This is a genomic window from Mastigocoleus testarum BC008, from assembly GCF_001456025.1.
Taxonomy (GTDB): domain Bacteria; phylum Cyanobacteriota; class Cyanobacteriia; order Cyanobacteriales; family Nostocaceae; genus Mastigocoleus; species Mastigocoleus testarum.
In genome coordinates, this window is record NZ_LMTZ01000077.1 from 52539 (window position 1) to 67080 (window position 14542).

A 14542-nucleotide genomic window follows, 5' to 3' on the forward strand; every position below is an offset into this window, starting at 1 on the left:
ACAAAGCAGTAAAACTTGTATAGCTTTAAGGAGATATATTACTATGCCTCTGACTTACGCAACAGAAGGATGCCTTCGAGTCGGTCAACAAGCACCAGACTTTACAGCTACTGCTGTAGTGGATCAAGAATTTAAAACAGTTAAGCTTTCCGACTATCGCGGAAAGTATGTTGTTTTATTCTTCTATCCTTTAGACTTTACCTTTGTTTGTCCTACAGAAATTACTGCTTTTAGTGATCGTTACGAAGACTTTAAAAAACTGAACACCGAAATTCTTGGAGTTTCTGTTGACAGTGAGTTTTCCCACCTAGCATGGATTCAAACTGACCGCAAACAAGGTGGCGTTGGCGATCTTAATTATCCCCTAGTTTCAGATATTAAGAAAGAAATTAGTGCGGCTTACAACGTCTTAGATCCTGAAGCAGGCGTAGCACTACGGGGTTTATTCATTATGGATAAAGAAGGCGTAATCCAACACGCGACCATTAATAACCTTTCTTTCGGTCGTAACGTTGATGAAACTCTCAGAACATTACAAGCTATTCAATACGTCCAAACCCATCCTGATGAAGTTTGTCCTGCGGGTTGGCAGCCTGGAGAGAAAACTATGAATCCAGATCCTCAGAAGTCTAAAGTTTACTTTGCATCCATTTAAGTATCGTTACTTAATACTAGATTGATTGCCGTCAGCTATAAAGTCATTTGTGAAAAAGTGCCTTCAATTTTCTGAGTAGGTTTTAGTACCACAAAAATGGGAACTAGAACTATTCAGGCAGAAAGTGACCATGGGTAGATAGAATCGGCAGTTGGGAAATTGTCGATAAATCCTGCTTAGTGTAACACTATCATTTTTGGCTTCTGCAAAACCTGACGGCAAATATATCTATCCTTGAGATACAATTGTGCAATTATTTTGAACTAAATATTTTTGAATTAAATATTCTTGAAGAAAGTATCAAAGCCATATCTTAAATATTTAAATTATCTGAAGTCTTGAAAGTTGAATTTTGATCCAGTCTCAAAAGCTAACTAATTAACTCAAGACAAATTAAACAGTAAAAATAGTATAAAAAATCTCAGGATTCATCTCTACAGAGATTCATATTTACAGAGTTGCAAAATTAGGAATAAAAAAATAAATTTTTTAACTGCCAGGATAAATTAAAAATATTTTTACTATGCCTAATCCAAGTGATTTTAGCGGTTTGCTTAACAAACGTTTCCTGGATAATTTCCTTCCTATTCCTGCCACCAATAGATTTCAATTAGGAAATTCAACTCCAGACTTTAAATTACCAGATATTACCAATGGTAAATCAGTCAAGTTATCAGAGTACAAAGGTAAACAGCCAGTATTACTGGCATTTACACGTATTTTTACAGAAAACCAATATTGCCCCTTTTGTTTCCCTCACATCAAAGCCTTGAGAGATAATTACGAACAATTTCAAGACCGGGGCATAGAAGTTCTCTTAATTAGCAGTACTGACGAACGACAAAGCAAAATAGTTGTACAAGATTTAGGCTTACAAATGCCTTTACTTAGCGATCCTAGCTGTCGTGTATTTCGCTCTTACGAAGTTGGACAAGCATTAGGGGCACCTTTACCAGCACAATTTGTTTTAGACCAAGATAGAAAACTACATTACAAACACTTATTTTCTTTCTTCGAGTCTAATGCTGCTATTGATACCTTATTAAAGCAATTCGACTGAAATACTTTATTTTTGGTTTATTTTTTAATTCTTCATATTTTTGATTCTTCATACGCTGCTCATTTGTCTCGAAGCAGCTATGTCGCGGATCAAAGGAAGTCTAGAACGAATATATGTCTTAATCGTTTTTGCTTCTACCCGATCTAATCTTTTTTCCTCAAGTTGTCCTAGCAGTTGTTCGATTAGTTCAGTATCGCTAAATTCAAGAAGGATACTTGCTTGAGTTTCTTCAACTACAGACCACAAATGTCGCAATGTTGATGATGAATTTTTCACGGGACCTACTCCCACTGCAAATACTGAATTTTTGCAGTTTGTATAATTTTGCTATTGACAGATAACTGTGTAAGAATCAACAGAAATCTTGATAAATATTTTTCTTTGTTTCTAATTTTTAGATGTCATCATAAATTTATACATGTATGACATTAGTGTTTTAGAAAACAAAAATTATATTTAGAGATATTTTGAGCAGTAAAAGTCAAGAATTATTGAAAAAGTAAAAAACAAAGCTATCAAAGTGAGAAAATAATATTTCTTTGTTTGGCTATATTCTTCACCTACCTCTTCTGATTTTTTCTGTTTGTATCGAGCAAAGTAGTACTTATTTCTCGGATAAATTTTGAAGACCTTCTTAAAGACGAAAATTAGTTTATCTTTGCCTAATAACTATCTCTATAAAAATATTAGATGACAAATCTAAAGAAAAGATTAAATTTTAAGAATTATGTCTGATTTGATAAAAAACTCAACAAACGCTCAAGTTTAAACACTAAAACAGTTAAGCTCTATACCAATTCCAGAGAAATTAACTGTAGGAAGATAAATTTTGGGAAAATAAATTTCAGAAAATAATCTTACATGTAAATCTTTGTAAGGTTGACTCAAGAAAAATCTACAAAAAAGTGTATATTCTAAGAATTTAATTGCGCTTAACGCCATAAATCCTCAAAATCTTTTTGTTTTCAATACCTCATTTGTTACTGCGTCTAAAATCTCCCAAATTCGCTCTAACCAATCAAGATGTTCTGGTTTCATCAAACAAGAGCGCAAACAGGTAATGTACTTTTCATCCCATTCAATATCTATTTGATCTCCCTGCTGAAAAAACTCAATGGGAAGCTTAGCTAAGGCTAAATGTAAATTTTGGACTGCAGATTTTTCAAAAATTTCTTGGGATAGTAGTGAAGCTTTACTGACCTTGTCAGCTTTTGGAGCCCAGATTACTATGTCCAACTCAGGTGGGAAAGCAGTAATAAATTTATGATCGCTTTGTAGTTTTTCAAATAGATTGATTGCAGCTTGTCTAGCTTTACTCAAATCAATCGCAAATTCACCATCTCGAATCATTGGTAGTAATTTCTGAGTTGCCCATAATGCTACAGCAGCTGAGCCAGGACGGGAACATTCTAGGCTAATTTCTCCCAAATGTAATTCCTGGGAACTAAAGTAAGTGTAGGGTGAATCATGTTTATAAAATTGACCCACTGCAGGGTCTTTAAATAAAATACAGCCACAACTATAAGGCTGTAATCCGTGTTTGTGGGGATCGATAACAATAGAATCAACTTGTGAAATCGAATCAAAAATAGCGCGGGTACGATCGCTTAAGTTATCGATTAAAGTAAAATAACCGCCATAAGCTGCATCGACATGGATACGGAAATTATATTTGGACTGTAACTCAATAATTTCTGGTAATGGATCTACAGAACCTGTGGCTGTGGTACCCAGTGTAACTACAACTGTACCAATATCCTCTCCATCTAAAAGTTTTTCCAGGTTGCTCAAATTCATGCGTCCTTGGTTATCACACTTCACACTTTGAAATGGAAGACGTAGAACGTTACAAAGTCTTTGGTGGGTGTAATGTGCTTGAGAAGAAGCTACTATTTTGCTTTTTGGATGTTGCTTTAAACTTGCTACCCATAAACCTTCCAGGTTAGCCATAGTTCCACCACTACACAAATGTCCCAGGTGGATTTCCCAACCAAACATTCGAGCAATTTCCCCAACTGCTTCTTTTTCCATTACCGAGCTACTGCGTCCCCCATCAAGAGCGTGGTTGTTGGGGTTAATCCACAATGACAGCATATAAGCAAGACGGGCGATCGCTGTTGGTGGCTTGAGCATTTGTCCCACATATAAAGGATGATGGTAGGGGAAATTATCTTGCATGCGGGCTGCAACTTGGAGCAAAACAGGTTTAATTGTTTCTAGATCGGGAGTTGGATCGAGTTCGGGAAGGTCTTGGAAACCATAATCAAGTTTTTCTAAAGCTTCTTGGAGTAAGTTGAGGCTTTGTTTTTCTAAAGTCATTTATTTCTGTGTATCCAGAGTAATTCGGTATATGGGGTGAGCAAAAAATAAAGAGATTAGTAAATATTTGGAGCTAATAGAGGATTTTACTGAGGCTGCTTATAACCAGCAATTACTATCCTATATTCATAGTCATTACTACTGAAATATTATAAAAATGAATTTTTTTTAACTGCTCATCATACTGGCTAGATGATTGCGATTATTTTTGCAACAGTGTTACTCAAACAAGTCAAATTACTTATTTTAAGATTACTTGTTTTGAATTTACGGAAATGTACGCAAATTATTTTTACTGACTCATATAAATCGTATCTTGGGAAGCATAAATTATTTTTCACCTATCGTTCGAGCTAAATATTTTGGTTCGAATTTGATTTAATATATTTTCACTATATTTTATTCATCAAATTTTAAATATCTACTTTATAACTGAATGTTTGTTATACAAATTAATCATTGTAAGTTGGTAAATAATCTTAGAATATGTTATTGAAATAACAATTTCGTGACTAAATAATAATCATCTGGTATCTGTATAAAACTAGACTTTACGTCTATATGACTTCTGTTCTTTGATAAAAATTAGATTCAATTTTTGATTACATAAATGTTATGAATAACCATATACAAAATTGGCTAATATACCGTGATGCAAAATCATATAGATATTTACTCAATCTTCAAATTTTAAAATTTTTGTTTATTTTATTGTTTTTTACAATTTCTATATATGTCATGTTTTTTACGAATTCAATCAATATTATATTTTTTTGTATATTTTCCGTAATCATTTATGCTTTTTTAAGAAATAGAAAAAAAATAGAAAAATTTACATCTAAGTCAAAAGAAGTTACATACAAAGATTTAAAAGTTAAAAATGAGGGAGCAACTCAAGGCGATTTACATATAAATTTAGAAAAATTACAAAGCACAAATATCAATACAAGAATATCTGGAATTCATGCCTTAGAATCTGTCGTTCAAGATTCACCTCAACTTTATTGGCAGACAATGGAAGCTATCACCAATTACGTAAAGCAGAATTCTCCTATTCCGAAGATAAAGGATAATAAAGAAAATCTTCGGATTACCAAAGATATTCAAATTGCTCTGAATTTTCTTGGGAAAAAGAGTAGCAGTGAAAATGAAAATAATAGAATAAATCTTATAAACTGCGATTCATGTAGTAGGAATTTTGTTAATACCGATCTCAGCACAACTAAACTTACTGCGAGTAGTTTTTGGCATGCAAACCTCAGTCACACTAATCTTATCGGTGCTCAACTTGAAGGTACCAACTTTAGTAATACTGACTTTAGAGGTGCAGACCTCAGTAACGTGCAATTTGAGGGTGCAGACCTAAGCACAGCATTGCTCCAAGACGCAAATCTCAGTAATGCATTATTAGAAAATGTTAATTTTATTGGTGCCCAACTTGAAGGTACAAACCTCACTAACGCCCTAATTGAAGGTGCAGATCTGATTTGTGCCAAATTAATCCGGGCTAAACTAATTGGTGCAAACCTCAGTGGAGCAGATCTTACTTCTGCAAATCTCAAAGCGGCGCAACTTCGCGGTGCTAATCTGATTTATAGTGATTTAAGCGGTGCAAATCTGGTTACTTCTCAGTTAGAAGAAGCAGACTTGAGTGGTGCGAACCTCAGTAGCACACAATTACAAGATGCCAATCTCATTAATACCAAATTAGAAGGCTGTTACCTAATTGATGCTGACCTCAGTAACGCCCAACTACAACATGCGAACTTGAGTAACGCTCAGCTTCAAGGTGCTAACTTGAGTAACGCTAACCTTAGTAATGTAAATGTTAATAATGCCCAATTTGGTCACAACCTGGGAATTTCTGAATCTACCAAGCGCGATCTAATTAAACGTGGGGCAATTTTTACCTGAATTTAGAATTAGCTATTGTCAACTGAATTGTTCCAATAAGCATTCAGCAATTCTTTTTGCAGCTCCAGGTTTACCCATACGGCGAACACCATTTTTAGCAATAAGATGAAACTTATCAGGATCTTCTAATAGAGAACATATTTTCTTTGTGAGATCTGCTGGTTGTTCGACTAAAATTATCGACGATCCTAAATGACGACTTTGGGCTTCAGCAAAAGCAGGATTAAATTGGGGACCTTTACCGGGAATGGTAATTGCTGGTTTACCTAAACCCACAAATTGTTCTGTAGCGGTACCCGCCATGGCGATCGCTAAGTCTCCTAAATGTAAGCATTCATTATAAGCATTTTGAGTCAGTATTGTATAAGCATTTTTTTGTTTAAAGGTCAAAATATGGGAGTCGGGAATTTGGATTGGAGATTCTGTGTAGGAACGCCAACCCTGATTTTCTAAACTTTGACATACAGTATTCAGATCTAAGTTTGGTGCGATCGCGCCTAAAAATATGATTGTTTTTGAAGTATGAGTAACTAATTCAGGTTCTCGGAACCAATCCGTTAGTTCTGAGACAGCATTCATAATTACTTCCCAATTAGCATAAGCTTCGGGAGAACGGGAACCGGGAAGAAGAGTTACGATTAAAGGACGTTCCATTTCTTTGAGTTCTCCATCGCCTCGATATAAATTTTGGGTAGGAAATCTTGGTTCTAAGCCGTCCATCATCGGATTACCCACATCAAAAGCAGGAATATTTTTCCAAGTATGTAATATTTCGGTTGTCAGAGAATCTCGAGGAAACACCGCTTTACAACGGGAACGACTCATCAACCATCTTTCCCAAGGATGGTAAATAGAACCAGAAAAGTTTTCCCAACGGGCTGAACCTTTTTTAGTACGCTCGAGCAACCCAACCTCATCCCGGACGTAATATTCTGATTTTGCTGTACCAACAAAAGCATAATTGGCACCGCTAACCCAAGCAAATAATAGGGGGACAATATCCCCAACTGCTAACACTGCAGCCTTTTGACCTAGTTTTTGCTGGCTTTTAACCCATTGTCTGACTGCTTTAATTTGTTTCCAGGTTAGTTGTACTAAGCCCCCACGTACATCGCGTATTAATTGCTTATTATCCATATATATAAACCCACCAGAAGGCATAGTGCGTACCGAACCAATCAAAGGAATATCCAATTTGTGGTAGGCTTTTCCTTCTCCAACTAAAGGTAAGGCGTAAATATCTGGGGGATGGGATTGTTTTTGTAATTCTTGTAAAATCGATCCGGCAATTACATCTTCGCCATGACCATTGCTCAAAACCAATAACTGCAAGGAAGATGATGTAGTTTGTGGGTCGGAAACTAAGGGTAACGGCGATAAATCATTCATAAGAAACAAAGTTTATAAAATAAGTGTCTTTAAGGGTAAGAGGAAGAGAACGGGTATCAAAGAATCATTAAGGAAGTTAGTCTTATTCCCATTGTCTAGCCTCAAATCACTAACTCCTAATCGATCGGACTATAACTATGCGAGTTTCTTCGGCAACAATTTTTACATTGGCGACTTTAGCGGCTAGCAACATTACAACGAAAGTAAATGCTGCAACTCCGAATCATGAAGCCCAAAAAGAATCAGCTGATAGTGTTGTGGTTCCTACAACCGAAGAAACACCACCGCAGGTTGAAAATGTTGCTGCACCAGAAACGGAAGAAGTCCAACAATTTTCCCAAAATCATTCTCGGGTGGAAAGTGGAAAGAGTAACAATTTGCCAGTTATTGGGAGAATTCAGAATAAAGTTGAAGAAATTCAAAACCAAGAAGTATCTGAATCTAAGCAATCTAACAAATCAAATAAATTTAACAAATCTAGAGAAATAGATAATTCTCCTGTTGTCATTTCCTCTTCTCCAGAAATTAAAAAAAATATTTCAGATCGACAGGTTTCAGTTCAAACTACTTCAAATCAAAGCACCTCAAATCAAAGCACTTCAACTCAAAATATTTCAAATCAAAGTACTTCAACTCAAAGCATTTCAAATCAAAGCACCTCAAATCAAAGTACTTCAACTCAAAATATTTCAAATCAAAGCACTTCAACTCAAAGCATTTCAAATCAAAGTATTTCAAATCAAAATACTTCCGATAAGAATATTTCAAATATCAAGCAAACTACACAAACACCTCAAATACAGCGCGATAATACAATTCCCGACAATAATGATTTAGTAGTTCCAGCAATCGAGGTACGAGTAGTTGGTGCGACACAAGAGTTAGAAGCAATAATTCGCCAAGTCATAAAAACACAAGTTGGTGGAGATACAAACCAAAGTCAGTTACAAAAAGATGTAACAGCAATTTTGAATACTGGTTTATTTAGTAACGCCAATGTCAGCAGTGGTGAAACTGAGTTTGGTTTAAAAGTGGTATATCGAGTCGAACCTTTAATAGTTCGCTCTTTGCAGCTTTCCGGTGCGAAAGCATTGAAATATCAAGTAGCAATTGAGCCATTTAAATCCCAAATTGGTCAACCCATTAGTCCATCCACGCTAAAAAATGCCGTTAAAGAAATTAATCAATGGTATAAAGACAACGGTTACAGTTTGGCAAGAGTATTAGAAATTAAACCCAACCCCCAAGGAAGTTTAACTCTACAGGTCGCAGAAGGGGTAGTAGGTGAGATTAAATTTCAGTTTGTGAATGAGGAAGGTGAAACCGTAAGCGATCGAGGTAAAGCTGTAAAAGGTCGAACAAAACCTGATTTTTTACGACAACAGCTGCAGTTAAAGTCCGGTGCAGTTTTTCAAGATAAAGTAGTACGACAAGATTTGCAAAAACTTTATGGTTTAGGGTTATTTGAAAGTGCCAATGTAGCCTTAGATGGTGACGCAAATAAAGTTGATGTAATTTATAAACTTAAAGAACTTGGAGCCCGTTCTGTCAACTTGGGTGGTAATTTCAACGCCGATCAAGGTATCGTGGGTACCTTTACTTATCGCGACCAAAATGTTCGCGGTACCAACGATAATCTAGGAGTCAATGTCCAAGCAGGTAGACGCCATTTAGGATTTGATGCTAAATTTACTAGCCCCTATCGCTCCAGCAATCCCGATCGTTTGGGTTACAGTATTAATGCTTTTCGTCGTCGCGGACTTTCCGAAACATTTGATGATGAAATTAAACTAGTCAACGGAGACAAAGTACGCCAAGGTAAATTTGGAGCAAGCTTCCAACTGCAAAAACCAATTGATGATTGGAATGCGACCTTGGGACTAAATTACACCCGTACTAGTATTCGCGATCGCAAAGGTCGAGTTACCGCTAAAGATGAACTCAACAACCCACTAACTTTAAGTGGTACTGGTGTAGACGATTTAACAACTGTTTCCTTAAGTGCGACAAAAGACCAAAGAGATAATCTTATTAATCCTACAAAAGGCTCTGTTTTAACCCTAAGTTCCGAACAATCTATTCCTTTGGGACTAGGTAATATTTCCATGAATCGCCTGCAAGCCAATTACAGTCAGTACGTACCAGTAAAGTTATTTAAATCTGACAAAACTCAAGTTTTTGCCTTTAACGCCCAAGCAGGTACTGTAATTGGCGACTTACCACCTTATGAAACCTTCAATTTAGGTGGTTCCCACTCAGTACGCGGTTACAGTGGAGGTAAAGTTGGTAGCGGTCGCAGTTATATACTTGCTTCTGCTGAATATCGTTTTCCTCTTCCCGTTGTAAAATCCCTCGGTGGAGTAGTATTTGCTGATTTTGCATCGGATCTTGGTTCCGGAGATACTGTATTGGCAGATCCTGCAGGAGCAAGGGGTAAGCCTGGTAGTGGTTTTGGAGTTGGTGCAGGTATTAGAGTGAACTCTCCCCTAGGCTTAATTCGCGCTGATTATGGTATTACCGATCAAGGAGAAAGCCAACTACATTTTGGTTTTGGTCACAGATTCTGATATCTTATACAGATTTAAATGTTAATTTTAGATATGATTATGTGCACTTTTTTAGCGCATAATTTTTTGGCAACCGTAATAAATAATGTTGGGAAATATCTAGATTGAAAAATCATATTAAATTTATATCCGTAACAGAAAAAGCAGGTAATATGATGTCAGTCTAATTACGCATGTAATTCTAATTGCCCCGATTGAATTAATTAACAATTGAGGGTTTACATCTTAACTATCACAAACAGCAAAAATGCTGGTTTTTCAATCCTAGTTTCTGTTTCAGCAACTGATGAATCCAAAGATTAAAGTTTGATTCTGTAGGTTTTAATTCTGTAAACTTTGATTCTGTAAACTTTAATTTTGGATTTTAATCTTGGATTTTAATTTAGAATACTAGGCTTACTGGTAGCCCTCCTCTAAAATCAAATAGACTGCCTAGACTAACTTTTAAAATCAATTGCAAATCTAACACTTTAAATCACTATGCTAGTTGGTACAACCTTGCAGGGTGGAAAATATACTCTAAACCAAGAAATAGGTAAGGGTGGCTTTGGTATTACTTACAAAGCAACTCATGAATACTTAAATCAGGAGGTAGTAATAAAAACAATCAACCAAAAACTCCAAAAACATCCTGATTTTGCTAAATTTCAGCGCCAATTTCAAGATGAAGCAAGAAGACTAGCAACTTGCAGCCACCCAAACATTGTCCGGGTGAGTGATTTTTTTGTCGAAGATGGATTGCCTTACATGGTAATGGAATACATTGATGGAGAGACATTGGGAGAAGCATTTGTTCTGCCCAATATTCCTTTACCAGAAAAAACAGCAGTTCACTATATCCGGCAAATTGCTGCTGCATTACAGGTTGTACATAAAAATAATTTATTACATCGGGATATTAAACCAGATAATATTATTTTACGCCGAGAAACTCAGGAAGTAGTTTTAATTGACTTTGGTATAGCTAGAGAATTTAATAACGGCGTCAAACAGACACATACTGGCATGGTTTCCGAGGGTTATTCTCCCATCGAACAATATCTCTCCCATGCGACTCGTACCCCAGCAACAGATATTTATGGTTTGGCTGCAACTTTATATGCACTCTTAACAGGAAGTATACCGCTACCAGCCTTACTGCGGGATAGAGAAAAAATGCCCGCACCAAGGGAACTACAACCTCATTTAAGTGCAGCAGTAAATCAAGCAGTGATGCGTGGGATGGCTGTAGAAGCGAAGTTTCGTCCCCAAACGATTGATGACTGGCTAAAATTACTGCCAAGTAGCGAAAGTAGTTATGTTGCTCAACCAGTACCAACACATATGGTACAAACCATCGATTTATCTGCTAAAGTTCATCCGGAAAATTTACCCCAGCCAGAAAGGCATAGTAAACTTGCCGTTAATTATCCAGTATCAGAATCAGATCGAAATACTCGCCCCAAAGATAAAAAAAATTTATCACCTAAGGTGTTTATTTTTGCTGGAGTGGCTGTAGTTACTGCTACCACTAGTTTTGCTGTAACTAAAATGGCTTCCCAAAACCAACTACAGCCTTCTGAGTCTTTCAGCAATCCGATGATAGGAGAATCTGAAAATAATAATGAGAATAAAAATGTAACGAAATTATCAAAACCAGAAATTAAAGATTTACCAGCAAAGAAAACAAAGTCCACTACGAAGGTTACACGCAACACTAATAACCAAAGAAACTCAAAGCCAAATAGAAATTCAACAAAAACTGCAAATAGTAGCCAACAAGAGTTGCAAATTAATAAGGTTACTTCAGAAGAAGCATCAGGAAAATCGAGTTACAACAACACTACAAATACTTCATCTCAGTCAACAAATGTAAAAGCAAAAAATATCCAACCTCGTAGTTCCGAACGGTCACCAATTAAACCAAAAACATCCCCTTCCCCATCTTTAATAGAGAGACTGCGACAAATCAGAGAATCTCGTCAGTCTCCATCTGCTCGAGAAAAATCAGCATCTCCAGAAAAAAATGTGAACTCCAAGTTTCAAGCCAAACCCAAAACAACAGGTTCTAATCCTGTAGTTGTACCAACGCTACCATCAAATACTCAAACTAAATCAAACTCAGATTTTAATCCTTCCTCTGTGGAAGTACCAACAAATTAAATGCTGTTGGAAGACATATGCTTTAATATCCAGAATCTCTATCATTGCGAGTAGAATTACCATTATTCATATTCAGTGAACACCTCAAAAGTTGTTCTACTTCTGGGGATATTTGAATTGGTAACTCTCCAGAACGAATATGTACGTCTGTTTGAGGAAATGGAATTTCGATTTTATGTCTTTCTAAGGCTGCTTCTACATAGAAATTGAGGTCGCTTTTTATGTACTCTTGACTTGGAGGTCGATCTATCCAGACGAGTAATTCAAAGTTTAAAGAACTATCGCCAAATCCCTTAAAAAATACTTGTGGTTGCGGAACCTTGAGAACTTCTGAGTGTTTTGCAGCGGCTTCTAATAAAGCTGTTTTTACCAAATAAACATTAGAACTATAGGAGACCCCTACTGGTAAATGGATGCGGGAAATAGGATTACCGTGACTCCAGTTAATAACTTCTGATTCCAAGAAGCGAGAATTAGGCACAATAATAGAAACGCGATCTAAGGTGCGAATTGTCACGCTGCGAGCACCAATCTGTTCTACTGTTCCTGTATGGTCTCCTACTTTAATAAAATCCCCTACTTGAATTGGACGCTCGAAAATTAATACAATTCCACTACCAAAGTTTTTAGCAATATCTTGGAAACCAAAACCGATACCTACACCCAAAGCACTTGCCAAAATTGCTAAGGAACTTAAATCTACACCCCATATTTGGAGAAGAATAATTCCTCCAATCGCAATTATCAGGTACTTAAATACGACTGCAGCAGCTTCTTGTGCTCCCCGACTAATTCGCAATAATCGTAAAACTCGAGAGCGTAATATATTGGTAGCTGCACCTGCAACAATAAATAATCCACAAAATAAGCAAGCCAGAATCAGTATCTCGATAACCGAAGAAGACTTTCCTCCAAAAGGTAAAATCTTTGCCGTAAGGCTATACAGTATCTGGTTGGTGATATTGAAACTCCACCGGCGAGTTAATGGGAACAGGTTGCTGATGTAAAGTATTATGCCAACCCATAAAGCTGTTCGTACCAGTATCAGAGTAGATTTTAAAAGAAAATTGAATGTTTTGTACTGCTCCTCATCATTCTTACCATTAGATGATTCGTCATCGGTTGATTGATTTGAACCCAATAGTGGAGTCAATCTATTACGTGCGATTTGCCATAAACCACCCAAAAGCTTATGACACACAGCCCCTAGAACTACAATTACTGTACTTACAATTGAGGCATAACGAATAAAACTTGCACTTCTTTCTCTTCGAGCAGCATTAATTGCTCGAGTTATCTCTTGTCGCCAAAAATTAGCTTGTGCTTTACGATCTGCGTTATAAGGTGGAACAGTATCATTATTAGTAACCGTAAATAAATCTTTGCCGTTGATCGTGATTACGGGAGATCGATCTTTTGTTTCAATTTCAACTCTCGGTGCTTCTTCAGATTGAATAAATTTTTCTAGCTCCCGATTTACTTTTTTAGCCCTTTCTTTAGGTTCTAAATTCTCGCTACCCGCAAGTCTAAAAAGTTTGTTTCCATCAACGACAACAGGAGCTGTTTTATCGTTATCCAATAGAGCCGAAGCTGGGTTGGATACGAAACAAAACGAGAGCAAAAAACCAAGGAGCGCAATACTGATAAATTTGAATGTTGAATTTTTCAGGTAACTTCGGTATGGAAGCATACCAATACAACGCATCTTTCTCATATAAGCAAATAGTTGTGGAGGAGCTGATAGCAGGAAAGATAAACAATAATTTATGTTTCCCAATTGTGTAGTTTAGCGAAAATTCCTATCAGTTTTTATGTTTTATCAGCTTCAGTAGAAAAAACTACCCATTCACCAATAGAAGTTGACTTGTATAGATGTGTCTTCAAGTTTTGAAGTCTAAGGTTGAAATTTTCAAGTTAAAATACTTGACTTCCTATTGTGGAAAGACTTTTAAGAAACTTGTCAACGACCCCGCACTACTGTTTTTACTCTTGTTAATATTCCACGGACAATCCTCTTGTCCCGTGTCGTTTTTCCTCCCCGACTTATTCGGTGCAGCCACCTCGTAGGATAAAGTACGGGGTTTCCGAACTCCCGCGAGATTTTTATGAATTTCTAATATACTTCTAATGTGAATTAAATTTAGTTTTGTTATATCAAAGGTTTCAAGAATCGGCGTAAATCACATTTGTGATTATTCCCACGAATTTACGTTATTCCAGCTTCTAATTCACATAAGGTGTAACACGTAAGTTTATCCCAAAGTAGATCTGACCAGTTCTTCCGAGTGGTAATTATTGGCGATAAATTTCTTAATATTAATTTATACCAAGCATAAAGTCAGCAAGTACAAAAAACTGTAGGATAGATCGACCAAATATTCTACTCTGAAATAAAATTAGGTACAGAGTGGACTTAAGAAAGTATTAAGTCTCTGCACAATATCAATTCTATATATTGATCACATCCTCAATGGATTAAACTATATAGCAATATAG

Annotated in this window: 9 protein-coding genes; 5 read left to right on the forward strand and 4 right to left on the reverse strand. The window is 36.3% G+C overall.

What is annotated here, in order from left to right; genetic code table 11:
* Nucleotides 1–43: 43 nt before the first annotated feature.
* The gene (locus tag BC008_RS12140) at nt 44–655 is read left to right on the forward strand and encodes a peroxiredoxin (protein WP_027841989.1); all 612 of its coding nucleotides are present in this window, start codon (nt 44–46) and stop codon (nt 653–655) included.
* A 523-nt stretch (nt 656–1178) separates the two neighbouring features.
* Entirely contained in the window at nt 1179–1715 is a 537-nt protein-coding gene (locus BC008_RS12145; protein WP_027841988.1) for a peroxiredoxin family protein, read from the forward strand.
* A gap of 48 nt (nt 1716–1763) precedes the next feature.
* On the opposite strand, the gene BC008_RS12150 is transcribed toward BC008_RS12145, so the two are convergent.
* Both BC008_RS12150 and BC008_RS12155 read right to left on the reverse strand, forming a co-directional pair.
* Complete coding sequence (locus BC008_RS12150; protein ID WP_235595828.1) at nt 1764–1991, reverse strand: hypothetical protein; 228 nt, start codon at nt 1989–1991, stop codon at nt 1764–1766.
* Nucleotides 1992–2663: 672 nt separating this feature from the next.
* Nucleotides 2664–4034 carry a pyridoxal phosphate-dependent decarboxylase family protein gene (locus tag BC008_RS12155; protein ID WP_027841987.1) on the reverse strand — a complete coding sequence of 457 codons (1371 nt, stop codon included), beginning with the start codon at nt 4032–4034 and terminating at the stop codon, nt 2664–2666.
* Between the two features lie 738 nt (nt 4035–4772).
* On the opposite strand from BC008_RS12155, the gene BC008_RS12160 reads away from it, so the two are divergent.
* Nucleotides 4773–5948, forward strand: a complete 1176-nt coding sequence (locus BC008_RS12160; RefSeq protein WP_161938092.1) for a pentapeptide repeat-containing protein — start codon at nt 4773–4775, stop codon at nt 5946–5948.
* 18 nt (nt 5949–5966) lie between these two features.
* On the opposite strand, the gene BC008_RS12165 is transcribed toward BC008_RS12160, so the two are convergent.
* Nucleotides 5967–7337 carry a lipid-A-disaccharide synthase-related protein gene (locus BC008_RS12165; RefSeq protein WP_027841986.1) on the reverse strand — a complete coding sequence of 457 codons (1371 nt, stop codon included), beginning with the start codon at nt 7335–7337 and terminating at the stop codon, nt 5967–5969.
* 137 nt (nt 7338–7474) lie between these two features.
* Between BC008_RS12165 and BC008_RS12170 the strand changes: the two genes are divergently transcribed.
* Together BC008_RS12170 and BC008_RS12175 are read left to right on the forward strand one after the other, a co-directional pair.
* A complete protein-coding gene (locus BC008_RS12170) occupies nt 7475–9904 on the forward strand; it encodes a BamA/TamA family outer membrane protein (protein ID WP_082650516.1) in 2430 nt (809 codons plus the stop codon).
* A gap of 480 nt (nt 9905–10384) precedes the next feature.
* Complete coding sequence (locus BC008_RS12175; protein WP_036266278.1) at nt 10385–12046, forward strand: serine/threonine protein kinase; 1662 nt, start codon at nt 10385–10387, stop codon at nt 12044–12046.
* A 22-nt stretch (nt 12047–12068) separates the two neighbouring features.
* Here the strand turns inward: BC008_RS12175 and BC008_RS12180 are convergent, their stop codons facing one another.
* The gene (locus BC008_RS12180) at nt 12069–13625 is read right to left on the reverse strand and encodes a mechanosensitive ion channel family protein (protein WP_235595829.1); all 1557 of its coding nucleotides are present in this window, start codon (nt 13623–13625) and stop codon (nt 12069–12071) included.
* Nucleotides 13626–14542 lie beyond the last annotated feature (917 nt).

Excerpts from the sequence above, each read along its gene's own strand:
- BC008_RS12170 (WP_082650516.1), top strand. The coding sequence starts at position 7,475 with ATGCGAGTTTCTTCGGCAACAATTTTTACATTGGCGACTTTAGCGGCT.
- BC008_RS12175 (WP_036266278.1), top strand. The coding sequence starts at position 10,385 with ATGCTAGTTGGTACAACCTTGCAGGGTGGAAAATATACTCTAAACCAA.
- BC008_RS12145 (WP_027841988.1), top strand. The coding sequence starts at position 1,179 with ATGCCTAATCCAAGTGATTTTAGCGGTTTGCTTAACAAACGTTTCCTG.
- BC008_RS12155 (WP_027841987.1), bottom strand. The coding sequence starts at position 4,034 with ATGACTTTAGAAAAACAAAGCCTCAACTTACTCCAAGAAGCTTTAGAA.
- BC008_RS12165 (WP_027841986.1), bottom strand. The coding sequence starts at position 7,337 with ATGAATGATTTATCGCCGTTACCCTTAGTTTCCGACCCACAAACTACA.
- BC008_RS12140 (WP_027841989.1), top strand. The coding sequence starts at position 44 with ATGCCTCTGACTTACGCAACAGAAGGATGCCTTCGAGTCGGTCAACAA.
- BC008_RS12160 (WP_161938092.1), top strand. The coding sequence starts at position 4,773 with ATGTTTTTTACGAATTCAATCAATATTATATTTTTTTGTATATTTTCC.